The organism is Brevundimonas denitrificans, from assembly GCF_030160755.1.
Taxonomy (GTDB): domain Bacteria; phylum Pseudomonadota; class Alphaproteobacteria; order Caulobacterales; family Caulobacteraceae; genus Brevundimonas; species Brevundimonas denitrificans.
Genome location: NZ_BSOY01000008.1, coordinates 14,843 through 35,691, shown reverse-complemented (window position 1 = coordinate 35,691; position 20,849 = coordinate 14,843). Strand labels below are relative to the sequence as shown.

21 protein-coding genes are annotated in these 20,849 nt (G+C 69.2%); 17 read left to right on the top strand and 4 right to left on the bottom strand.

Translation table 11 applies throughout. The features are described 5' to 3' along the window. Positions 1-17 precede the first annotated feature (17 nt). The 3 genes from rfaE2 to QQJ79_RS03285 are packed head-to-tail and all read left to right on the top strand — an operon-like array spanning position 18 to position 3,573. Positions 18-1,472, top strand: a complete 1,455-nt coding sequence (gene rfaE2, locus QQJ79_RS03295; protein WP_284221074.1) for a D-glycero-beta-D-manno-heptose 1-phosphate adenylyltransferase — start codon at positions 18-20, stop codon at positions 1,470-1,472. After that, positions 1,469-2,470 carry an ADP-glyceromanno-heptose 6-epimerase gene (gene rfaD, locus QQJ79_RS03290; RefSeq protein ID WP_284221072.1) on the top strand — a complete coding sequence of 334 codons (1,002 nt, stop codon included), beginning with the start codon at positions 1,469-1,471 and terminating at the stop codon, positions 2,468-2,470. The genes rfaE2 and rfaD overlap by 4 nt, the downstream gene beginning before the upstream one ends. Continuing rightward, positions 2,467-3,573, top strand: a complete 1,107-nt coding sequence (locus QQJ79_RS03285; protein WP_284221070.1) for a DUF3089 domain-containing protein — start codon at positions 2,467-2,469, stop codon at positions 3,571-3,573. Before rfaD ends, QQJ79_RS03285 begins: the two co-directional genes overlap by 4 nt. Here QQJ79_RS03285 and recG read toward each other — a convergent pair. Then, complete coding sequence (gene recG, locus QQJ79_RS03280; RefSeq protein ID WP_284221068.1) at positions 3,570-5,657, bottom strand: ATP-dependent DNA helicase RecG; 2,088 nt, start codon at positions 5,655-5,657, stop codon at positions 3,570-3,572. The two genes, QQJ79_RS03285 and recG, sit on opposite strands and share 4 nt — an antisense overlap. Before the next feature lie 85 nt (positions 5,658-5,742). Here recG and QQJ79_RS03275 point away from each other — a divergent pair, with 85 nt between their 5' ends. From QQJ79_RS03275 to QQJ79_RS03265, 3 genes are all read left to right on the top strand, one after another. Next, the gene (locus tag QQJ79_RS03275) at positions 5,743-6,048 is read left to right on the top strand and encodes an FAD assembly factor SdhE (protein WP_284221066.1); all 306 of its coding nucleotides are present in this window, start codon (positions 5,743-5,745) and stop codon (positions 6,046-6,048) included. Next, complete coding sequence (mfd, locus tag QQJ79_RS03270; RefSeq protein ID WP_284221065.1) at positions 6,048-9,500, top strand: transcription-repair coupling factor; 3,453 nt, start codon at positions 6,048-6,050, stop codon at positions 9,498-9,500. Before QQJ79_RS03275 ends, mfd begins: the two co-directional genes overlap by 1 nt. 79 nt (positions 9,501-9,579) lie before the next feature. Further along, positions 9,580-10,986 (top strand): dicarboxylate/amino acid:cation symporter, encoded by a 1,407-nt coding sequence (locus tag QQJ79_RS03265; RefSeq protein WP_284221064.1) that lies wholly within the window; start codon positions 9,580-9,582, stop codon positions 10,984-10,986. On the opposite strand, the gene QQJ79_RS03260 is transcribed toward QQJ79_RS03265, so the two are convergent. Then, on the bottom strand, positions 10,983-11,474 hold the full coding sequence (locus QQJ79_RS03260; RefSeq protein WP_284221063.1) for a VOC family protein: 492 nt from the start codon (positions 11,472-11,474) through the stop codon (positions 10,983-10,985). The two genes, QQJ79_RS03265 and QQJ79_RS03260, sit on opposite strands and share 4 nt — an antisense overlap. 105 nt (positions 11,475-11,579) lie before the next feature. Here QQJ79_RS03260 and QQJ79_RS03255 point away from each other — a divergent pair, with 105 nt between their 5' ends. Next, positions 11,580-11,927, top strand: coding sequence for an ArsC family reductase (locus QQJ79_RS03255; protein ID WP_284221060.1), 348 nt, complete (start codon positions 11,580-11,582; stop codon positions 11,925-11,927). On the opposite strand, the gene QQJ79_RS03250 is transcribed toward QQJ79_RS03255, so the two are convergent. Further along, on the bottom strand, positions 11,924-12,163 hold the full coding sequence (locus QQJ79_RS03250; RefSeq protein ID WP_284221058.1) for a hypothetical protein: 240 nt from the start codon (positions 12,161-12,163) through the stop codon (positions 11,924-11,926). The genes QQJ79_RS03255 and QQJ79_RS03250 overlap by 4 nt on opposite strands. Before the next feature lie 179 nt (positions 12,164-12,342). Between QQJ79_RS03250 and QQJ79_RS03245 the strand changes: the two genes are divergently transcribed. The 3 genes from QQJ79_RS03245 to QQJ79_RS03235 are packed head-to-tail and all read left to right on the top strand — an operon-like array spanning position 12,343 to position 13,639. Next, positions 12,343-12,765, top strand: a complete 423-nt coding sequence (locus QQJ79_RS03245) for a hypothetical protein (RefSeq protein WP_348521769.1) — start codon at positions 12,343-12,345, stop codon at positions 12,763-12,765. A 21-nt stretch (positions 12,766-12,786) separates the two neighbouring features. Beyond that, the gene (locus tag QQJ79_RS03240; RefSeq protein ID WP_284221056.1) at positions 12,787-13,326 is read left to right on the top strand and encodes an RNA polymerase sigma factor; all 540 of its coding nucleotides are present in this window, start codon (positions 12,787-12,789) and stop codon (positions 13,324-13,326) included. Further along, on the top strand, positions 13,316-13,639 hold the full coding sequence (locus tag QQJ79_RS03235) for a hypothetical protein (RefSeq protein ID WP_284221053.1): 324 nt from the start codon (positions 13,316-13,318) through the stop codon (positions 13,637-13,639). Before QQJ79_RS03240 ends, QQJ79_RS03235 begins: the two co-directional genes overlap by 11 nt. Here QQJ79_RS03235 and QQJ79_RS03230 read toward each other — a convergent pair. Then, positions 13,626-14,444, bottom strand: coding sequence for an endonuclease/exonuclease/phosphatase family protein (locus tag QQJ79_RS03230; RefSeq protein ID WP_284221052.1), 819 nt, complete (start codon positions 14,442-14,444; stop codon positions 13,626-13,628). The two genes, QQJ79_RS03235 and QQJ79_RS03230, sit on opposite strands and share 14 nt — an antisense overlap. A gap of 151 nt (positions 14,445-14,595) precedes the next feature. Between QQJ79_RS03230 and QQJ79_RS03225 the strand changes: the two genes are divergently transcribed. The 7 genes from QQJ79_RS03225 to der all read left to right on the top strand — a co-directional run bounded on the left by QQJ79_RS03225 (position 14,596) and on the right by der (position 20,842). Then, positions 14,596-15,000, top strand: a complete 405-nt coding sequence (locus QQJ79_RS03225) for a DUF6249 domain-containing protein (protein ID WP_284221050.1) — start codon at positions 14,596-14,598, stop codon at positions 14,998-15,000. A gap of 25 nt (positions 15,001-15,025) precedes the next feature. Continuing rightward, a complete protein-coding gene (locus QQJ79_RS03220; protein ID WP_284221049.1) occupies positions 15,026-15,583 on the top strand; it encodes an RNA polymerase sigma factor in 558 nt (185 codons plus the stop codon). Then, entirely contained in the window at positions 15,573-15,986 is a 414-nt protein-coding gene (locus QQJ79_RS03215; RefSeq protein ID WP_284221047.1) for a hypothetical protein, read from the top strand. The genes QQJ79_RS03220 and QQJ79_RS03215 overlap by 11 nt, the downstream gene beginning before the upstream one ends. 79 nt (positions 15,987-16,065) lie before the next feature. Then, positions 16,066-16,902 (top strand): 3-methyl-2-oxobutanoate hydroxymethyltransferase, encoded by an 837-nt coding sequence (gene panB, locus QQJ79_RS03210; RefSeq protein ID WP_284221045.1) that lies wholly within the window; start codon positions 16,066-16,068, stop codon positions 16,900-16,902. Between the two features lie 92 nt (positions 16,903-16,994). Next, positions 16,995-17,744: a tetratricopeptide repeat protein gene (locus QQJ79_RS03205; protein ID WP_284221044.1), complete on the top strand. Its 750-nt coding sequence runs from the start codon at positions 16,995-16,997 to the stop codon at positions 17,742-17,744. A gap of 23 nt (positions 17,745-17,767) precedes the next feature. Continuing rightward, positions 17,768-19,186 carry a PQQ-like beta-propeller repeat protein gene (locus QQJ79_RS03200; RefSeq protein ID WP_284221043.1) on the top strand — a complete coding sequence of 473 codons (1,419 nt, stop codon included), beginning with the start codon at positions 17,768-17,770 and terminating at the stop codon, positions 19,184-19,186. Positions 19,187-19,219: 33 nt separating this feature from the next. Continuing rightward, positions 19,220-20,842, top strand: a complete 1,623-nt coding sequence (gene der / locus QQJ79_RS03195) for a ribosome biogenesis GTPase Der (RefSeq protein ID WP_284221042.1) — start codon at positions 19,220-19,222, stop codon at positions 20,840-20,842. Positions 20,843-20,849 lie beyond the last annotated feature (7 nt).

Below are 20,849 nucleotides of genomic sequence, written 5' to 3'. Positions count from 1 at the left end.
TCCGATAGGCCAGGGTCATGGCTGAACGGACGCTCGATCTCGGACAATTGCAGGCCCTGCTGGAGCGGGTCCGGGGGGTCAAGGTCGCCTGCGTCGGCGACCTGATGCTGGACCGGTATGTCTATGGCGAGGTCAGCCGGATTTCGCCCGAGGCCCCGATCCCGGTCCTGCGCACCCGCCGGATCACGGCCATGCCCGGCGGCGTCGGCAATGTGGCGCGCAACGTCGCGGCGCTGGGCGGGATCGCGCGACTGGGCGCCGTAGCGGGCCGGGACGCGGCCGGAGACGAGCTGGCGGCGCTGGTCGCGGCGGAGCCGGGCATCGAGGATGCGATCGAACGGCGCTCCGGGGTCGCCACCATCGTCAAGACGCGTTTCGTCGCCGCGGGTCAGCAGTTGCTGCGGCTCGACGAGGAGGCCGCCGCCCTGATGGGCGATGAAAGCGAAGCCTTTACGGGCGCTTACGTTTATCTGCTGTCTGACTACGCAAAGGGTGTCGTCAGCGACCTGGTGATCGCCCAGGCGCTGGCGGCGGCGGAAGAGTCCGGCGCGCCGGTCGTGGTCGACCCCAAGGGGCGCGACTTCGCCCGCTATGGCGCGGTCGATCTGATCAAGCCAAACGCCAGCGAGCTGGCCGGGGCCACGGGTCTGCCGGTGGAGACCGACGCCGAGATCGAGGCGGCGCTGAAGGCGCTGCTGCACGCTACGACGGTTCAGGCGGTGGTGGTCACCCGGGCCGGCAAGGGCATGAGCCTGATGCGGCGCGGCGGGCCGGTGCGGCATTTCCCGGGCCGGGCGCGGGAGGTGTTCGACGTCTCGGGCGCCGGCGACACCGGTCTGGCGGCCCTGGGTCTGGCGCTGGGCGCGGGCGCCTCGCTGGAGACGGCGGTGGAGTTCGCCATCCTCGCCTCGGGCGTGGTGGTCGGCAAGGCCGGCACGGCGGTGGTCACCCCGGCCGAGCTGATCGACGCCGAGATGAGCCAGCACGCCGCCGGGGCCCACGCCAAGGTCATGCCGCTGGAGGAGCTGGCGCATGTGGTCGAGGGCTGGAAGCGGCAGGGGCTGAAGGTCGGCTTCACCAACGGCTGTTTCGACATCCTGCACCGCGGCCACGTCGCCTATCTGGCCCAGGCGCGCGGCTGGTGCGACCGGCTGGTGGTGGCGCTGAACACGGACGCCTCGGTGCGGCGGCTCAAGGGCGAGGGCAGGCCGATCAATGATCTGGACAGCCGGGCGGTGGTCATCGGCGGGCTGCAGTCGGTGGACCGGGTGACGGCCTTCGACGACCCGACGCCCATCGCCCTGATCGAGCGGCTGCGGCCCGATGTGCTGATCAAGGGGGCGGACTACACCCGCGAGGGGGTGGTCGGCGGCGATCTGGTCGAGAGCTGGGGCGGCGAGGTCAGACTGGCCACGTTCGAGGACGGCTATTCGACGACGAAGACGATCGAGAAGATGAAGGACGAAACATGAGCCGGCGCATGATCGTGGTCACCGGCGGCGCGGGCTTCATCGGCTCCAACGTCGTCTCCCGGCTATGCGCCGAGGACCGGCGGGACGTGGTCGTCTGCGACCGTCTGGAAGACGCATCGCTGGGCAAGTGGAAGAACATCGCCAAACACCCGATCGCCGACTTCTGGCAGCCGGAGGAGCTGTTCGAACAGCTGGAGCGGCACGCGGATTCGATCGAGGCCGTGGTCCATATGGGGGCCATTTCCTCGACCACCGAGCCGGATGCGGACCTGATCCTGCGCACTAATTTCAGCCTGTCGCGGGACATCTGGGACTGGTGCAGCCTGCGCGACGCCCGGCTGATCTATGCCTCGTCGGCGGCGACCTATGGCGACGGGAACGGCGGGTTCGAGGATGACGACAGCCTTGAAGCGCTGGCGTCGCTCAGGCCGCTAAACGCCTATGGCTACTCGAAAATGTTGTTCGACCAGTATGCGGCGCGCCAGTCGGACCGCGGCCAGTCGCCCAGCCAGTGGGCGGGGCTGAAATTCTTCAACGTCTATGGGCCGAACGAAGGCCACAAGGGCGGGATGAAGTCGGTCGTGGCCCAGATCTGGCCGAAGGTGCAGGCCGACGAGCCGGTCACCCTGTTCCGCTCGCACAATCCGAACTACGCCGACGGCGGCCAGATGCGCGACTTCGTCTTCGTCGACGATGTGGTCGACATCGTCGAATGGCTGCTCAACGCGCCGCACGTCTCGGGGATCTTCAACGCCGGTTCGGGACAGGCGCGGTCCTTTCTCGACCTGGCCCATGCCACCTTCGCGGCGGCGGGCAAGCCGCCCCGTGTCGAATATGTCGACACCCCCGAGAGCATCCGCGACAAGTACCAGTATTTCACCGAGGCCCGGATGGACCGGGTCCGGACGGCGGGCTTCCAGGGGCAGTCGACGCCGCTGGAGGAAGGCGTTCGTCGCTACGTCCAGGCCTTCCTGGCCACGGCGGACCCGTATCGATGACGATCGGCCGGATGAGCCTGCGCCAATGGGTCGGCTGGATCGGCCTGACCGTCGTGCTGGTACTGGCCACGGCGGTGGCGGTGTGGCGCGGCGACATCCTGAGAGCCAGTCTCGACCCGCAGGCGCCGTTCCAGACCTATACGCCCCCGCCGGCGCCCGACTACCGGGACCCGACGGCCTGGGCGCTGCGCGACGCCCGGGCGCCTGAGGCCGGTCCGGCAGCGGTCTTCTTCGTGCATTCCACCACCTATGACGGCGGCCGCGAATGGAACGGGCCGATCGGAGACCCGAAAGCCGACGCCTGGCTGAAACGCGTCGTCCTGCCGAACTATGCGGGGCCGTTCGCCCGGGCGGGGGAGATCAGCGCGCCGCGCTATCGTCAGGGCAGCCTCTACACGCGGCTGACGCTGCGCGACGATGCGCGCGAGGCGCGGGCCTTCGCCTGGGGCGACATCGCCGCCGCCTTTGACGCCTGGATCGCGCGCCACCCGGACGGCCCCATTGTACTGGCCGGCGTGGAGCAGGGCGGCGATCTGGTCGAGCGGCTGGTGCGCGAGCGGGTGGCCGACGACCCCGCCCTGCGCGCGCGGCTGGTCGCCGCCTATCTGATGGATGTCGTGGTCGCTGTGGATGGCCTGTCGCCGCAGGTTCCGGCCTGCCACAGCCGCGCCCGGGTCGGCTGCATCGTGGCCTGGTCGCCGGTCAGCGAGGGCAATGACGGGGCGGGACGGCGCCGGCTGCGGCGGGCGCTGGTCTGGGACGAACGGGGGCGGCTGGTTGACCTCGCGGGCCGCGCCGCCCTGTGCGTCAACCCGGTGACCGGTTCGACCGACACATCTCCGGTCGAGGCCCGGCTGCATCAGGGGGCGACCAACGCCACCGGGCTGGAATGGGGCGTGCGGCCGGCCCTGATGGCCCGCGAGATCGCCACCCAGTGCCGCGACGGCCTGCTGCGCCACACCGAGCCGAGGACCGAGTCGTTCCGTGAGACCGGGAGTTGGGCGGACCGAAGAAAATCCCGTCCCTACAATCTGTTCTATGGCGATATTGAAGCCGATGTTCAGGCGCGGCTGGCCGTCTGGCAGGCACGTCTGCCCGCCTAGTCGATCCCCGGCCGGTCGTTGCGCCAGTCGAACAGGGCTTCCAGCACCTGGACCGCCTCGCCGCGCGGGGAGGTCAGGTCCGGATCGCGGCCCAGCACCAGCCGCGCATCGTCGGCCGCCGCCAGCAGCAACGACCGGTGCCGGATCGGGTCGGCGAAGCGATAGGCCGGGAAGCCGCTTTGCTTGAGACCCAGCGGATCGCCGCCGCCGCGCAGGCGGAAATCCTCCTCGGCGATCTCGAACCCGTCCTCGGTGCGGCGCAGGGTCTCAAGTCGCAGCCGCGCGGTCTCCCCGAGCCCGTCGTCGCCGCCGCCGTACAGCAGGATGCAGGCGCTGGCCTTGGCCCCGCGCCCGACCCGGCCGCGCAACTGGTGCAGCTGGGCCAGGCCGAAGCGGTCGGCGTGTTCGATGACCATGATGGTGGCGTTGGGCACATCGACGCCGACCTCGACCACGGTGGTGGCGACCAGCAACGGGATGCGGCCGTCTGCGAAATCGGCCATGACCGCCTCGCGTTCCGGTCCCGGCATCTGGCCGTGCGCCAGACCCACTTCGACCTTCAGGATGCGGCGCAGGTCGGCGGCGCGGGCCTCGGCGGCGGCGAGATCGATGGCCTCGCTTTCGGCTACCAACGGGCAGATCCAGTAGGCCTGGGCGCCGCTGTCGATCGCCGCCTTGAGCCGTTTGGCCACCTCGCCGATGCGGGCCAGAGGCAGGACGGCGGTGGTGACGGGGGTACGGCCCGGCGGCTTCTCGGTCAGGCGCGACACCTCCAGCTCGCCGTACTGGGTCAGCTCCAGCGTCCGCGGAATCGGCGTGGCGGACATGGTCAGCAGATGGACCCCGCCGGTGCGCGGATCGCCCTTGGCCTGCAGCCGCTGGCGTTCGTTGACCCCGAAGCGGTGCTGTTCGTCGATGACGGCGAGCGCCAGCCGGTCGAAGCGGACGGCGTCCTGGAACAGGGCGTGGGTGCCGATGGCGACCCTGGCCTCGCCGGAGGCCAGCGCCGCCAGGCGGGCGCGGCGTTCGCCGGGGGTGTCGCGGCCGGTCAGCAGGATGGTGGGGACCCCGGCGGCCTCGAGCATCGGCGCGAGGCGCTGCCAGTGCTGGCGGGCGAGGATTTCCGTGGGGGCCATCAAGGCGGCCTGGAAACCCGAGGCCGCCGTGTCGCCCAGCGACAGGGCGGCGACGGCGGTCTTGCCCGAACCAACGTCGCCCTGGAGCAGCCGGCCCATCTGTTCGCCCGAGGCCAGGTCGCGGCGGATCTCGGCCACGGCCTGGACCTGGGCGCCGGTCAGGTCGAAGGGCAGGGCGGCCAGAAGATGGGCCGAGGCCTCGCCGGGCGTGATCCGCGGTCCCGGGGTGATCTGGCGCGCGCGTCGGCGCCGGGCGAGAGCCAGCTGATGGGCCAGCAGTTCGTCATAGGCCAGCCGCTGGCGGGCCGGAGCGTCGGGCTCCAGCTCGGGCTCGCAGGTCGGCGCGTGCAGGGTCTCGAGCGCGGCGCGCCAGCCCGGCCACCGGTTCCTCGCCATCCAGGCCGGGTCCTGCCATTCCGGCAGCTCCGGCGCATGCGTCAGCGCCGTCTGCACCAGTTTGCGGACCACCCGCGAGGAGAGGCCCTGGGTCGCCGGATAGACCGGCTCGATGGCGGCGATCTCGCCGGCCTGTTCGGGCGTGTAGATGTCCGGATGGACGATCTGGACCTCGGCCAGATAGCGTTCGACCTTGCCGGTGACCAGCCGCTTCTGGCCCCTGGGCAACAGGCGGTCGATGTGCTGGGCCGAGCCGCCGAACCAGATCATGTGGACGAAGCCGGTGTCATCCGAGGCGCGGACCTTGATCGGGACGCCGGGCTTGCCGGGGACGATCAGCCGGTCGATCACGACTTCGAAGATCCCGACCTGTCCCTCGACCGCGTTCGCCGCCGTCATCGGCCGGCGCACGATCAGTCCGGAGGGCGAGAGGAACAGGAGGTCCCGGACCAGCGGCCCGGCCAGTTTCTGGACGAGCGGCAGGATCTTCGGCCCCACGCCCTTCAGGCTGGAAACCTCCGCGAACAGGGGAAAGAGAATCTGCGGCCGCATGCGACGACAGCATAGCTGGCGAAACCGCGTGTGGAACGCTATCTCCGCTGCGCGATTGAACCTGACCGACCGGGCAAGGAACCTTGTGGCCGATATTGACGCACGTCTGAAGCAACGACTGGGCCGGATCACCTTCCGGGCGTGGCGGCGTGGATTCCGCGAGGCCGATCTCGTACTCGGTCCCTTCGTGGATCAGGTCGGGCCGACGCTCGACGAAGGCGAACTGGATTGCCTCGAGGCCCTGCTGGCCGAGGACGACGATCACCGGATCTACGCCTGGATCACCGGAACGGAGCCGACGCCGGCGGCGCACGACACCGCTCTGATGTTCAAGCTGCGGACCTTCATGCGCGACCATGTCGCCGCGGCCGTGGCCGAGGGGGCCGGCTGATGGACGGCGCCCTTCCCCAACGCAGCGACCAGGAGCTGGGCGGCGCGCCTGAGGGGCTCGACGCCCTGGTCGTCGCCGAGCGGCTGAAGGCCGAGGGCGGCGTCGGCCTGTTCGTGGCCCGCGATTACGCCCGCATGGGCGAGTTCGTTCAGGCTTTCGGCTTCTTCGCCGACGCCATCGAGATCGTCGAATTCCCGGCCTGGGACTGCCTGCCCTATGACCGGCTGAGCCCGACCTCGTCGGTCTCGGCCGAGCGGATGGCGGCCCTGACCCGGCTGGCGCAGCGCGCGCCCGGAGACCGAAGACCGATGCTGGTGGTCACCACCGTCGGCGCCGCCATGCAGCGCACGCCGCCGCGCGAGGTGACCAACGGGGCGGGATTCCAGACCACGGTCGGCCTCGACCTCGATACGGCGGCGCTGGAGCGTTATTTCGCGGCCAACGGCTATATGCGCGCCTCGACTGTCTCGGAAAAGGGCGAGTTCGCCATCCGCGGCGGGGTCATCGACGTCTATCCGCCGGGCTTCGAGGAGCCGGTGCGTCTGGACATGTTCGGCTCCGAGCTGGAGTCGATCCGCACCTTCGATCCCGACACCCAGCGCTCGACCGGCCAGCGGCGCGAGGTGCATCTGGCGCCCGTTTCCGAGGCGTTGCTGGACGCCGACAGCATCTCCCGTTTCCGCACCGGTTATCTGGCCCTGTTCGGCGCGGCCGGCGACGATCCGCTTTACGCGGCCATCAGCGAGGGCGCGCGGCGGCAGGGCATGGAGCACTGGCTGCCGCTGCTCTACGACCGGCTGGAGACCCTGTTCGACTACCTGCCCGACGATGCCCGCCTGTTCCTCGACAACCAGGTCGAGGCGGCGCGGAGCGAGCGCTGGAACCTGACCCGCGACGCCTGGGAGGCCCGGCGCGACGCCGCCATGGGCAAGGGCGGGGCGGCCTACCGCGCCCTGCCGCCCGAGCGGCTGTATTTGGGCGAGAGCGACTGGAACAACGCACTGGCCGGCCGCTGGGTGCGGCGGCTGTCGCCCTTCCACGGACCCGGCGAAGACGCCGGCGGCCGGCTGGGGCGGAGTTTCTCCGCCGAACGGGCCCAGGACAGCGTCAATCTGTTCGAGGCCGTGGCGCGCCACGCCCAGGCGCTGAAGGCGGCGGGCAAACGGGTGCTGTTCGCCTCCTGGACCGAGGGCTCGTCCGAGCGTCTGGCGGCCATGCTGGCCGACCACGGACTGGAGCACGTCGTCGCGGTGCGCAACTGGGCCGATGTCCAGACGGCGCCGAAGGACATCTATCTGCGCGGGGTTCTGCCGGTCGAACATGGCTTCGAGACGGAAGCCGTCGCCGTCATCTCCGAGACCGACATGCTGGGCGACCGGCTGGCGCGGCCGAAGAAGAAGCGGCGGGCGTCGAACTTCCTCGCCGAGGCCTCCGCTCTGACGACCGGCGATCTTGTGGTCCACCTCGACCACGGCATCGGCCGCTATGAGGGCCTGAAGACGCTGGAGATCCAGCAGGCGCCGCACGACTGCCTGGAGCTGCTCTACGCCGGCGACAGCAAGCTGTATCTGCCGGTCGAGAACATCGACCTGCTGACCCGCTACGGCTCGGAGACCGACGGGGCGCAGCTGGACCGGCTGGGCGGCGCCGGTTGGCAGGCGCGCAAGGCCAAGGCCAAGGCCCGTCTGCGCGACATGGCCGAGGGGCTGATCGCCCTTGCCGCCAAGCGGTCGCTGCGCAGCTCGGATCCGATCGTTCCGCCGCACGGCCTGTTCGACGAATTCTGCGCCCGCTTCCCCTATGAGGAGACCGACGACCAGTTGAACGCCATCGGCGACGTGCTGGAGGACCTCGGCAAGGGCACGCCGATGGATCGACTGATCTGCGGCGACGTCGGCTTCGGCAAGACCGAGGTGGCGCTGCGGGCCGCCTTCGTCGTGGCCATGACCGGCCAGCAGGTGGCCATCGTCTGCCCGACGACCTTGCTGGCGCGGCAGCATTTCAAGACCTTCAGCGAGCGGTTCGCCGGCTGGCCGGTCAAGGTGCGCCACCTGTCGCGGATGGTGACGGCCAGGGATGCCGCCGAGACGCGGGCGGGACTGAAGGACGGCTCGTTCGAGATCGTCGTCGGCACCCATGCGGTGTTGAGCGATCAGGTCGGGTTCAAGGATCTGGGCCTTGTTATCGTTGATGAAGAGCAGCATTTCGGGGTCAAGCACAAGGAGAAGCTGAAGGGCCTCCGCGCCGACGTCCACCTGCTGACCCTGACGGCGACGCCGATCCCGCGGACGCTGCAGATGGCGCTGTCGGGCATCCGCGAGATGTCGATCATCGCCACCCCGCCGGTCGACCGTCTGGCGGTGCGGACCTATGTCACGCCGTGGGATCCGGTGCTGGTGCGCGAGGCCCTGCTGCGCGAGAAATATCGCGGCGGTCAGGCCTATTATGTCGTGCCGCGCCTGTCGGACCTGCCGGACATCGAGCAGTTCCTTCGCGAGAAGGTGCCCGAGATCAAATTCGTCGTCGGCCACGGCCAGATGTCGCCGACCCAGCTGGAAGACGTGATGAGCGCCTTCTACGACGGCAGCTACGACCTGCTGCTGTCGACCACCATCGTCGAGAGCGGGCTGGACGTGCCGACGGCCAACACCCTGATCGTGCACAAGGCCGACATGTTCGGCCTGGCCCAGCTGCACCAGATCCGCGGTCGGATCGGGCGGGCCAAGGCGCGGGCCTTCGCCTATCTGACCACGCCGCCGAACAAGCCGATGAGCCTGTCGTCCGAGCGGCGGCTGCAGGTGCTGCAGTCGCTGGACAACCTCGGCGCCGGCTTCCAGCTGGCCAGCCACGATCTGGACCAGCGCGGCGGCGGCAATCTGCTGGGCGACGAACAGTCGGGCCATATCCGCGAGGTCGGGGTCGAGCTGTACCAGCAGATGCTGGAGGACGCGGTCGCCGAGCTGCGCCAGTCGGGCGAGGGCGGCGGGGTCGTCGACCGCGGCTGGTCGCCGGCGATCAATGTCGGCGCAGCTGTATTGATTCCAGAGGAATACGTCCCGGACCTGAATGTTCGTCTGAGTCTTTATCGTCGCCTGTCCGACGCCGAAAACTCCGAGACGCGCGAGGCGCTGGCCGCCGAACTGATCGACCGGTTCGGGCCGCTGCCGGACGAGGCGAAACAGCTGCTGCGCATCGTCGGCATCAAGGCCAACTGCAAGACGGCCTGTATCGAGCGCATCGACATCGGGCCCAAGGGAGCTGTGCTGACCCTGCGCAACAACGCCTTCCCCAATCCGATGGGGCTGGTCGGGCTGATCCAGAAGAACCACGCCTTCTGGAAGATCCGGCCGGACCAGAAGATCGTGGTCAAGGGCGAGTGGGACACGGCGGCGGACCGGCTGAAGGTGGCCGAACGGATCACCGCCGACCTCGCGCGGGTGGCGACGGCCTGAGGCTGTGAACCGACGGGCAGTCGCTCTAGGCTGACGTCCGCGAGTCGTGGCCACCGGGCCGCGAGGGGAGGGGACGGCCATGGCGCGCAAGCCCACGACATCCGCCGGGGTTCGCAAGCGCGCCCCGACCGTGACGAAGGTTGCGCCCGGCGTCGCCGTGCCGGGGCCGGCCGCGCCCCTGCCGCCCCCGGCGCGCAAGCCGATCTGGACCCATCTCTATTTCCAGGTGCTGGTCGCCATCAGCCTCGGGGCCCTGATCGGGCATTTCTGGCCGGTCTTCGGCGAAAGCCTGAAGCCGCTGGGCGACGCCTTCATCCGGCTGGTGAAGATGATCATCGCCCCGGTGATCTTCCTGACCGTGGCCACCGGCATCGCCCACCTGCGCGACCTGGGCAAGCTGGGCAAGGTGGTGGGCAAGGCCTTCGCCTATTTCCTGACCTTCTCGACCCTGGCCCTGGTCGTCGGCCTGATTGTGGCCAATGTGGTGCGGCCCGGGGCGGGCATGAACGTGGACCCGGCGACGCTGGATCCGGCGGCGGTCGAGACCTATGTCGCCAAGGCGCACGACACCGACATCGTCGCCTTCCTGATGAACATCATTCCCGAGACCGTGGTCGGCGCCTTCGCCGGCGGCGAAATCCTGCAGGTCCTGTTCTTCGCCATTCTGTTCGGCATTTCGCTGGCCGTCATCGGCGAGCGGGCCCAGCCGGTGATGACGGTGCTGGAGAGCGTGTCGGAGGCCTTCTTCAAACTGGTCGCCATCCTGATGAAGGCGGCGCCGATCGGGGCCTTCGGGGCCTTCGCCTTCACCATCGGCCGCTACGGCATCGAGTCGGTGATCAATCTGGCGGCCCTGGTGGCCACCTTCTACCTGACCTCGGCCCTGTTCGTGGTGGTGGTGCTGGGCGCCGTCGCGCGGTTCAACGGCTTCTCGATCTTCAAACTGATCCGATACCTGAAGGAGGAGCTGCTGCTGGTGCTCGGCACCTCGTCGTCCGAAGCCGCCCTGCCCAGCCTGATCGAGAAGATGGGCCGCGCCGGCTGCGACAGGTCGGTGGTCGGGCTGGTCGTGCCGACGGGCTATTCGTTCAATCTGGACGGCACCAACATCTATATGACGCTGGCGGCCCTGTTCATCGCCCAGGCCTGCGGGGTGGAGCTGTCGCTGGGCGACCAGCTGTTGTTGCTGGCCGTGGCCATGCTGAGCTCCAAGGGCGCGGCGGGCGTGACGGGGGCCGGGTTCATCACCCTGGCGGCGACGCTGGCGGTGGTGCCGAGCGTGCCGGTGGCGGGCATGGCCCTGATCCTCGGCGTCGACCGGTTCATGAGCGAATGCCGCGCCCTGACCAATTTCATCGGCAACGCCGTGGCCACGATCGTGGTGGCCAAGTGGGAGAACGGACTGGATCGCGAGGCTTTGAACATGGCGCTCGCGGGCCCGCCGACACCCGTTGTCGCCGGCAGCCGGGAAGCGGATGACGACTAGCCGCGCACGGCGCGTTCAAGCTCGGCGATGTTCAGCCGCTTCATATGCATCATGGCCTCGAACACGCGCCTGCGGACGGCCGGGTCGGGATCGGCGAGGTAGCGGTTCATCGCATAGGGGACGATCTGCCACGACAGGCCGTAGCGGTCCTTGACCCAGCCGCACTGCTCGGCCTCGGGCACGGCCGACAGGGCCTCGGTCAGCCGGTCCACCTCGGCCTGGTCCTCGCAGTCGATCTGCAGGGAGATGGCCTCGGTGAAGCTGAAATGCGGCCCGCCGTTCAGGGCGGTATAGCGGTTGCCCCCAAGGGTGAACTCGACCAGCAGGACGTCGCCGGCCTTGCCGCTCGGGTAGTCGCCGGGCGATCGGATGACGGCGTCGATGCGGGAGTCCGGCAACAGCGAGACGTAGAAGCTGACGGCCTCCTCGGCCTGTTTGTCGAACCAGAGGCAGGGGATGATCTTCTGACGCGGGGGCAGGGCGGTCATGGCGGCTCTCCTTTGCTGGCCAATCTCCTATATTAAACCAGAGAGTTAAATGCAAACCCCGGGCGCCGCCTTGCGATTCCCGGGGGCGCTGGGCAAACAGGCGTCATGACCCTGACCCTTTACGGCATCCCCAATTGCGACACCGTCAAGAAGGCCCGTGTCTGGCTGGATCAGCACGGCGTCGCCCACAGTTTCCATGACTACAAGAAGGCCGGGATCGACCGGCCGCGGCTGGAGGCCTGGGTCGCCGAGCACGGCTGGGAGACGGTGCTGAATCGAGCCGGCACGACCTTCCGGGCTTTGCCGGCCGCCGACAAGGCGGACCTGGATGCGGACAAGGCCGTCGCCCTGATGCTGGCCCAGCCGTCGATGATCAAACGGCCGGTGCTGGATACGGGCGACCGGACCCTGGTGGGGTTCAAGCCGGAGCGGTACGCGTCGGTCCTGACCTAGCCCTCGACGTCGACCTCCGGCCGGTCGTGGCCGTCGGCGCGTTCGGTGATCCAGTTACCCGACGGGTCGGCATATTCGATCAGGGTGTCCTCATCGGGGACCTTCTGTTCGCGCGACGCCGCCACGGCCGCGGCGCGGGCGGAGTCGTGGTCCGGAAAGGTCTCGGAGAAGGTGTCGCCGACCCGATAGGCCCAGCCTCCGTCGTGTTCGACGATGCGATAGGTGATCTGAGCCATGGGATGGTTCCGGTCGGGGGTGGAAGGGGCGCCGCTTGCCAACGCAGGGCGGCGACCGACGTTGCACGCCGATCATTCCTCGCCGCGTCGGAAAAATCCATCCGGGCGCATCCACTGGCGACGCCGGCGCCGACTACCCTATGAAAGCGAGGGCGATGGGCCTGGCGCGACGAGGGGTGATGACGATGGAAGACCTGTTCCGTTCCTACTGGTGGCTGATCTTTCCGCTCGGCTGGTTCCTGGCCTCGGGCTTTTCGAGCCTGCTCAACTACCGGCGTCAGAGAGACACGCTGAAGCTGATCCAGACCTATGCCGAGAAGGGGCAGGAGCCGCCCGCCGCCCTGCTGAAGGTGCTGGATCGGCCGATCGACGCCGACGACGACGCCTGGCAGACCCGCAATCAGGCTGGCCGCCCGGGCGACGGGTCGTGGTTCTCCGTGGTGCTGTTCGGGGTCATGGCCGCCGGCTTCGCCTATGCCAGCTGGTCCGACATCTATGGCGCGGGCGACGCCTTCCTGATTGTCAGCTTCGTCCTGGGCGCCCTGTGCCTGGCCTCGCTGGTCTCGGCCCTGCGCAGCGGCGGACGCGGCCCGGGGGCCTGATGCTGACCGGGGACGCAGGCCATGGGGGGACTACAGACCGACGCCGAGCTGGTGAGCCGCGCGCTCGCCGGCTCGGACGCGGCCTTTTCACGCCTGATCGAACGGCATCAGGCGTCGGTGCGCGGCTTCCTGCGGCGGATGCTGGGCGGCGGCTGGGCCGAGGCGGACGATGTGGCGCAGGACGCCTTTCTGGCGGCCTGGGGGTCATTACGATCGCTCAAGGAGCCGGCCGGGGTCCGCGCCTGGCTGTGCGGCATCGCATGGCGCAAGGCTCAGGACCGCATCCGGTCGTCGCGGCGCGGCGCCGCCCGCGACAATATCTGGCTGGAGACGGTCGAAACGCCCGCCGGAATCTCGCCCGAAGACCGGATGTCCGTCACGGCGGCGATGGCGGAGCTGCCCCCGGATGTGCGCGCCTGCGTGGCCCTGTGCCTGGCCGACGGCTGGTCGCATGGCGAGGCTTCGATGGCCCTGGGCTTGCCGCTGGGCACGGTGAAGTCGCATGTTGCACGCGGACGGGCGCGGTTGCTCAAGGCGCTGGGAGGTCCGGATGACGCCTGAACAGAAACTGTCCGCCCTGTTCGCCGCCGAGGCCCCGCCCGCGCGCGACTACGCCTTTCAGGCCCGCATGGCCCAAGCCATCGCCCTGCGCCGGGCGTGGATGACCGTCGGCGCCCTCGTGCCCTGGGCGGTGGCCGCGGTGGCGGTGCTGTGGGCGCTGATTCCGGTGGTCGGGCCGATGAGCGACAGTCTGGGCGCCGCGCTCCAGCCCGCCGCCGCCATGCTGGCCGGGGCCGCGGTCACCGCCATCGCCGCCCTGTGGCTGTCGCGACGTTTCAGGGGCGGTCTGAGGACCCCGTTCAGCGCACGCTGACGGTCGCCGCCACGCCGAAATGGTCGGACGGATATTCGCCGTTCACCGGCTCTGAGCCGATCACGGAGGCGCGCACCGGGGCGAAGCCGGCTGTCTCGGCGAAGATGTGGTCGATGACCCGGTTCGGATGACCTTTGGCCGGGTTCAGGGTCGTTGCCGTCGTTCCGCGCGGCAGGGCGCTGAAGAAACGCGGGCCGGTGAGGGCGGCCAGTCCCGCATCCTCCTGCACCGCATTGAAGTCGCCCATGACGATCAGGGGCGCGCCGTCCTGCGGCAACATGGAGACCAGGTCGGCGATCTGGCGCGCGCGCACGGCCGCCGCATCGGCCTGCCAGGCGAGGTGCGTGTTGACGACGTCCACCGCCCGCTCGCCCAGCGAGACGCGGACCCGGAGAGCGGTGCGATAGTCGTCCAGCGGCTGAAGCTTGCGGGAATCGGTTCCAATCACGGGCAGGCGGCTCAGCAGGGCGTTGCCGTAGCGGCGCGGGGCGCCCTCCGGATCCGTGGAGACGAACTGCACCGAATAGCCGCCCAGGGCGTCGGCGATCGTCCGGGCCTGGTTGGGCAGGCCGACGGCGGCGTCTTCCAGCACTTCCTGCAGGCCGATGACGTCGGGGTTCTCGGCCCTGATGGCGGCGACCAGCAACGGCAGGCGTGCGGCCCAGTCGCCCTGATTGTGCCAGATGTTGAAGGTGACCAGCGTCAGTTCGGAACCGCGCGCCGCCCCGGCCGACGGGGGAGCCGAGGCGCAGGCGGCCATCGGCGCGGCGGCCAGCCCGGCCAGCAGGATGCGACGGTCGATCATGGCGGCTCCCTTGATCCGCCCTTCTAGGCGGTTTCGCCGGCCTTACGAAAGTTTCACCTGCGGTTTCGCATCTGTACGCCGCCGCCAATGCCTCTTGTCGTCAGAAGGCCGAGGCATCACGCTCCGGTTTCGAACGAGAGGGGATACCCCAATGGAAGACTTCATCCCGCTGGTGGCCATTCTGTCGATCTTCGGCAGCATCACCGCCATCATCTTCGGCCCGACCTATCTGAAGTTCCGCGAGCGTCGCGAAACCCAGGAAACCGTCCGTCGCGCCATCGACAAGGGCCAGGACCTGCCGCCCGAGGTCCTCGACGCCCTGACCAAGGACGTCACCAAGAACCTGCCGTCGCGGACCCGCGACATCCGCCGTGGGGTCATCTGGCTGGCGGTCGGCATCGGTATCGCGGCGTTCGGCCTGATCAACGATTTCAGCTCGCTGAACGGCGGGTGGGAAGACAATGTCGGCGACGGCCTGCTGGGCATCGCCGCCATCCCGGTCACCATCGGCCTGGCCTTCATCGTCCTGAGTTTCTTCAACAAGAACAAGGACTGAGATCGGGCGGACAGGGGGAACCATCATGACCCAATCCCTGGTCGACCGGCACGACGTCGAGCTCGCCGCCCTTGCGGCGGCGGGCGGACGGCGGGAGTTCGGAGAACTGGTGCGTCGCCACGGCTCGGCGGTGCGCGGACTCCTGCGGCGGATGGGGGCGCAAGCCTCCCTCGCCGACGACATCGCCCAGGACGCCTTCATCCAGGCGTTCGAGCGTTGCGCCGAATTCCGCGGCGAGGGCACCTTCGCCGCCTGGGTCAAGCGGATCGCGGCGCGCCTCTACATCAAGCGGGTCGCCAAGGAAGCCCGCTATGTCGCCGAGGTCGAGAACGAAGACGCCGCGCCCGCGACCGATCATGCGGGCCTGGTCGATCTCGACGAAGCCCTCAAGGCGCTCAGCGAGCCCGAACGACTGTGTGTCTCCCTTTGTCACGGGGCCGGCATGGCGCATCCAGAGATCGCCGCCGCCCTCAATTTGCCACTCGGCACGGTGAAGTCTCATGTCAAACGTGGTCTGGATAAACTCCGTGCGCGGCTCCAGCCGCCCGGACAGCCCCTGGGGAGCGCGCAGCATGTCGGCTGACGAGTTCGATCCTGAGATCGAGCGCCTGTTCGCTCGCTCGCCCCAGCTGCCGGACGCCGCCCTGTTCACCGCCCGGGTCGAGCAGAAACTGCAGAAGGGCTCGCACATCCGTTTCCTCGCCCTCGGCCTCGCCGGCGTCATCGGCGGCGTTGTGGCGGTGCGCGAAACGATGAGCGTCAACCTGGGCGCCGGCGACGGCGTCGTGGCCGGCAATGCGCTGGGTCAGGGGATCCGCAGCGTCTCGTTCAACACCCAGAGCGCGGTTCAGACGGGTCTCGACCAGCTGGGCCTGGCCAATCTGGAGCTGGGCTCCATGGGCGGGATGCAGATGTTCTGGATCGCCGCCGGGGCCCTGATCGCCGTGGCCGCCGCCGGGGTGATGAAGCTGTCGCAGGACATGTGATCCGCCGCCCCGTCTTCCCGAGGGATGACGGGGCGGACCGCGGCGACTATCTAGGAGGTCCCAACAGGAGGACCTCCCCATGTCCAGCCAGAAGCAGGAAGCGGTCAAACGCATCGCCGCGCCCGACATCCGGGCGCGCAAGGGCGGCGAGCCGATCGTCTGCCTGACCGCCTATGACGCCCCGACGGCCGCCCTGCTGGACGACCACTGCGACCTGCTGCTGGTCGGCGACAGCGTCGGCATGGTGGTCCACGGCATGCCCAACACCGTCGGGGTGACGCTGGAGATGATGATCATGCACGGCCAGGCCGTCATGCGCGGCTCGCGCCGGGCCATGGTGGTCATCGACATGCCGTTCGGCAGCTATGAGGGCGGCAAGGAGCAGGCCTACCAGAACTGCGCCCGCGTGATGAAGGAGACCGGCGCCCAGGGGGTGAAGGTCGAAAGCGGTCCCACCGTGGCGGAAACCATCGCCTATCTGGTCCAGCGCGGCATTCCGGTGATGGGCCACGTCGGCCTGCGGCCCCAGGCCGTGCTGACCGACGGGGCCTTCAAGGCCAAGGGCCGGACCGACGAGGAGCGGCTGCGCGTCCTGAGCGAGGCCGAGGCCACGGCGGACGCCGGAGCCTTCGCCGTGGTGGTCGAGGGCGTGGCCGAGGGGCTGGCCCGCGACATCACCCTGGCCATCGACAAACCCACGATCGGCATCGGCGCCTCATCCGCCTGCGACGGCCAGATCCTGGTCACGCCCGACATGCTGGGCCTGTTCGACTGGACCCCGAAATTCGTCCGTCGCTACGCCGATATGCGCGGCGAGATCGACCGGGCCGTGGCGACTTACGCCGCTGACGTGAAGGCCCGCCGTTTTCCTGCCGAAGTCGAGACCTACTTCTCGAAAAAGCCCGCCACGCCCTAAGCCGTGCGTTGCGGCGGGGCAGGGGACCCTCTAGGGTCCGGCCGGACTGAATTTCAGCGGCCTGACAGCCGTTTTCTGGGGGCGACGTATCCGTGGTTGATGTCTTCGAGCAGGTCGAGGAGGAGCTTCGCTCCGACCGCTACAAGCGGCTGGCCCGCACCTGGCTGCCCGTCGCGGGCGGCGTGCTTCTGGTCGCCCTGATCGCCGCCCTGGCCTTCTGGGGCTGGGACAGCTGGCAGACGTCGAAGGCCGACAAGGCCTCGGTCGCCTATGACCGCGGTCTGGAATCGCTCGAGGCCAACAATCCGGTCGGGGCCGACGCCGCCTTCGTCCAGGCGGCCAAGGACGGCAACAGCGCCTACAAGGCCATGGCCCTGAGCCAGCGCGCCGGCATCGCCCTCGCCGCCAACCGCGTTCCCGACGCGATCGCGTTGCTGGACGAGGCGGCCAGGGCGTCCGGCGACCCGCTGCTCTCCGATCCCGCCGCGCTCAAGGCCGCCTGGCTGGCCATGGACAGCGAAACCCTGGAACAGGTCGAGGCCCGACTCGAACCCCTCGCCAGGGAGGACCGCCCGTTCAGCGCCTTCGCTCTGGAAGCCCTGGCCATGGCCCGTCTGCAGCACGGTCAGGTCGCCCCGGCCCGCGAGGCGCTCGTGCTGCTCAAGAACGGTCTGGACACCCCCGAAATCGTCACCCAGCGCGCCGACCTCGCCATCGCGGCGATCGACGCGGGCGGCGCGCCCGGCCTCGCCGCCATCGTGCGCGCCCAGGCCGCCATTCCCGTCGCCCCGCCGGCTCCGGCGGCCCCGGCGGCGCCCGCCGCCGCTCCGGCCCGCCCTTGATCCCCGCTTTCAGGACGTACCCCATGAATCGCGTGCTTAAAGTCGCCCTGTTGAGCGGTCTGGCCGTCACCCTCGCCTCGTGCAGCACGGTGCAGGGGATGCTGCCGTTCGGCCTCGGCCGGGACAACTCGCCCCAGGCCACCGCCACCGAGGGCCAGCGGATTTCGGTGCTTGAGTTCGAACAGGCGCTGGTTCCGTCGGCCGCCCTGTCGGGCCGCGACTTCTTCATCCCCGGGCCCCAGGCGGCGACCGCCTGGACCCAGCCGGGCGGAAACGCCGAGAATGCAGTCGAACATGTGATCGCGGGCGCCGAATTCACCGTCGCCTGGCGTCGCGGCATCGGGGCCGGTTCGTCGCGCACGCGACAGGTCATGGCTCCGGTCGTGGCCGACAATGGCCGCGTCTTCGTGCTGGACGGCGAGGCCAGCGTCTCGGCGCTCGACGCCGGAACCGGCGCCCAGGCCTGGCGGACCAACATCAAGCCGGCCGAGGATTCGCGCCGCACCGGCTTCCTCGGCATGGGCGGCCGGTCTGACGGCGGCGGCTTCGGCGGCGGCGTCGCGGTCGGCGGCGGCAAGGTCTTCGTGTCCTCGGGCTATCGCACCGTGACCGCCATCGATCAGGCCTCCGGCGCCGTGATCTGGTCCACCCCGGTCGATGTGCCGATCCACGGCGCCCCGACCGTCTCGGGCAGCCGGGTCTTCGTGGTCGACGTCGAGAACCAGATTCAGGCCTTCGACACCGCGACCGGCCGTCAGGACTGGTCCTATCGCGGCATCCCCGAGCCCGCCCGCCTGATGCGCGCCTCCAGCCCGGCGGTGGTCGGGGACACGGTGATCGCGCCCTTCTCGTCCGGCGAAGTCGTGGCCCTGCGCGCCTCGACCGGCCAGTCGCTGTGGCAGCAGGTCCTGTCGCGCACGAGCCGGACCAGCGCCCTGTCGGAAATCCGCGACATCGCCGGCCGCCCGGTGATCAGCCGCGGCGTCGTCTACGCCGTCAGCCACTCGGGCGTGCTGTCCGCGATGGATATCCGCTCGGGCCAGCCGAAATGGGCGCCTCTGCCGATCGCCGGCGTCAATGCGCCCCTGCCGGTCGGCGACGTGGTCTATGTCGTGTCCAAGGAAGGCGAACTGACCGTCATCAACCGCGACAGCGGCCAGATCTACTGGACCCGCGATCTCAACGAGGGCCGCGTCCGCCAGGAGGGCGGCATGTTCGGCTTCTTCGACCGCACGGTGCGGCCGGTCTGGTCGGGTCCGCTGATGGCCTCCAACCGGCTGGTGCTGACCAATTCGGACGGCGAACTGGTCGCCTTCGATCCCAAGACGGGCGCCCAGACAGCCTCGATCCGCCTGGGCGGACCCGTGTATATCGCTCCGGCCGCCTACAACGGCGCCCTGTATGTTCTCACCGACAGGGGCGACCTCGTCAGCATTCGCTGACACCGGACCCTCAATCTGCGTTAGAAGGCCGACATGGCTCTCAAAGTCGCCATCGTCGGCCGCCCCAATGTGGGCAAGTCGACACTGTTCAATCGTCTTGTCGGCAAGCGCCTCGCGCTCGTCGACGATCGCCCCGGCGTGACCCGCGACCGTCGCTACGCCGACGGCAACATCGGCGACATGGACCTGACGCTGATCGACACCGCCGGCTATGAGGACGTCACCGACGACAGCCTCGAATCGCGGATGCGGGAACAGACCGAGGCGGCGCTGGAAGACGGCGACCTGATCCTGTTCATGATGGACGCCCGAGAGGGCGTGACCTCGCTGGACCAGATCTTCGCCGACCGCCTGCGCAAACAGCACAAGCCCGTCATCCTGCTGGCCAACAAGTCCGAGAGCCGCGAGAGCGGCGGCGGCATCGGCGAGGCCTATTCGCTCGGCTTCGGCGAGCCGGTCGCCATCTCGGCCGAGCACGGCGAGGGCATGGCCGATCTGTACGCCGCCATCGTCGCCGCCAGCGCCGACATCTTCGTCGAAGAGGTCGACGAGCCCGACAAGCCGATCCGCATCGCCATCATCGGCCGACCCAACGCCGGCAAATCGACCCTGATCAACCGCCTGATCGGCGAGGACCGGATGCTGACCGGCCCCGAGGCCGGCATCACCCGCGACTCCATCTCGGTCGACTGGGAATACGAAGGCCAGAACATCCGTCTGGTCGACACCGCCGGCATGCGCCGCAAGGCCCGGGTGCAGGAGAAGCTGGAGAAGCTGTCGGTCGCCGACACCATCCGCGCCATCACCTTCGCCGAGGTGGTCGTGCTGGTCATGGACAAGGACGACGCCTTCGACACCCAGGACCTGCAACTGGCCGATCTGGTCGAGCGCGAGGGCCGGGCGCTGGTCTATGTCGCCGCCAAATGGGACCTGGAGACCGAGCCGCAGTCGAAACTGGCCAAGCTGACCCAGATGGCCGAGGACAAGCTGCCCCAGCTGAAGGGCTCGCCCTTCGTCGCCCTGTCGTCGCACAGCGGTCGCGGCGTCGAGCGCCTGATGCCCGCCGTGCTTCAGGCCCACGCGACCTGGTCGGTCAAGGTCAAGACCAAGGACCTCAACACCTGGCTGGCGCTGGCCACCCAGAGGCATCCGCCCCCCGCCGTCGACGGCAAGCGGATCAAGCCCAAATACATGGCCCAGACCAAGGCCCGGCCGCCCACCTTCGTGCTGATGGCCAGCCGCGCCGAGTCCATGCCCGAGCAATACAAACGCTATCTGGTCAACAACCTGCGCGAATCCTTCGACCTGCCCGGCACGCCGATCCGCCTGCTGGTCAAGTCGGGCAGCGAGAATCCCTATGCGCCGGGCGGCTCCAAATCGGGGCCCGAACGCTACAAGGGCGACGCCAAGACCGCGCCGCGCAAGGTCATCAAGAAGGCCGAGCGCGCCGAGATGCTGTCCAATCTGCCCGGCAAGGCGCTGGAGCAGAAGAAGGCCGGCAAGACCAAGCTGAAGCCTCTGGCCGGGCTCAAGGCCAGCGCCAACAAGAAGGCCGGTTCGTCCGTGGCCGTCCAGAAGGGCGCGCGGGGCGGGGCGCGTCAGGTGTCGCGGTCAGGCCGGGTGCGGACGGGGCAGAAGCACCTGCCGAAGAAATAAGGGCCGG

Coding starts and splice junctions, on each gene's coding strand:
- rfaE2 (WP_284221074.1), top strand. CDS start 18: ATGGCTGAACGGACGCTCGATCTCGGACAATTGCAGGCCCTGCTGGAG.
- rfaD (WP_284221072.1), top strand. CDS start 1,469: ATGAGCCGGCGCATGATCGTGGTCACCGGCGGCGCGGGCTTCATCGGC.
- QQJ79_RS03285 (WP_284221070.1), top strand. CDS start 2,467: ATGACGATCGGCCGGATGAGCCTGCGCCAATGGGTCGGCTGGATCGGC.
- recG (WP_284221068.1), bottom strand. CDS start 5,657: ATGCGGCCGCAGATTCTCTTTCCCCTGTTCGCGGAGGTTTCCAGCCTG.
- mfd (WP_284221065.1), top strand. CDS start 6,048: ATGGACGGCGCCCTTCCCCAACGCAGCGACCAGGAGCTGGGCGGCGCG.
- QQJ79_RS03265 (WP_284221064.1), top strand. CDS start 9,580: ATGGCGCGCAAGCCCACGACATCCGCCGGGGTTCGCAAGCGCGCCCCG.
- QQJ79_RS03260 (WP_284221063.1), bottom strand. CDS start 11,474: ATGACCGCCCTGCCCCCGCGTCAGAAGATCATCCCCTGCCTCTGGTTC.
- QQJ79_RS03255 (WP_284221060.1), top strand. CDS start 11,580: ATGACCCTGACCCTTTACGGCATCCCCAATTGCGACACCGTCAAGAAG.
- QQJ79_RS03250 (WP_284221058.1), bottom strand. CDS start 12,163: ATGGCTCAGATCACCTATCGCATCGTCGAACACGACGGAGGCTGGGCC.
- QQJ79_RS03245 (WP_348521769.1), top strand. CDS start 12,343: ATGACGATGGAAGACCTGTTCCGTTCCTACTGGTGGCTGATCTTTCCG.
- QQJ79_RS03240 (WP_284221056.1), top strand. CDS start 12,787: ATGGGGGGACTACAGACCGACGCCGAGCTGGTGAGCCGCGCGCTCGCC.
- QQJ79_RS03235 (WP_284221053.1), top strand. CDS start 13,316: ATGACGCCTGAACAGAAACTGTCCGCCCTGTTCGCCGCCGAGGCCCCG.
- QQJ79_RS03230 (WP_284221052.1), bottom strand. CDS start 14,444: ATGATCGACCGTCGCATCCTGCTGGCCGGGCTGGCCGCCGCGCCGATG.
- QQJ79_RS03225 (WP_284221050.1), top strand. CDS start 14,596: ATGGAAGACTTCATCCCGCTGGTGGCCATTCTGTCGATCTTCGGCAGC.
- QQJ79_RS03220 (WP_284221049.1), top strand. CDS start 15,026: ATGACCCAATCCCTGGTCGACCGGCACGACGTCGAGCTCGCCGCCCTT.
- QQJ79_RS03215 (WP_284221047.1), top strand. CDS start 15,573: ATGTCGGCTGACGAGTTCGATCCTGAGATCGAGCGCCTGTTCGCTCGC.
- panB (WP_284221045.1), top strand. CDS start 16,066: ATGTCCAGCCAGAAGCAGGAAGCGGTCAAACGCATCGCCGCGCCCGAC.
- QQJ79_RS03200 (WP_284221043.1), top strand. CDS start 17,768: ATGAATCGCGTGCTTAAAGTCGCCCTGTTGAGCGGTCTGGCCGTCACC.
- der (WP_284221042.1), top strand. CDS start 19,220: ATGGCTCTCAAAGTCGCCATCGTCGGCCGCCCCAATGTGGGCAAGTCG.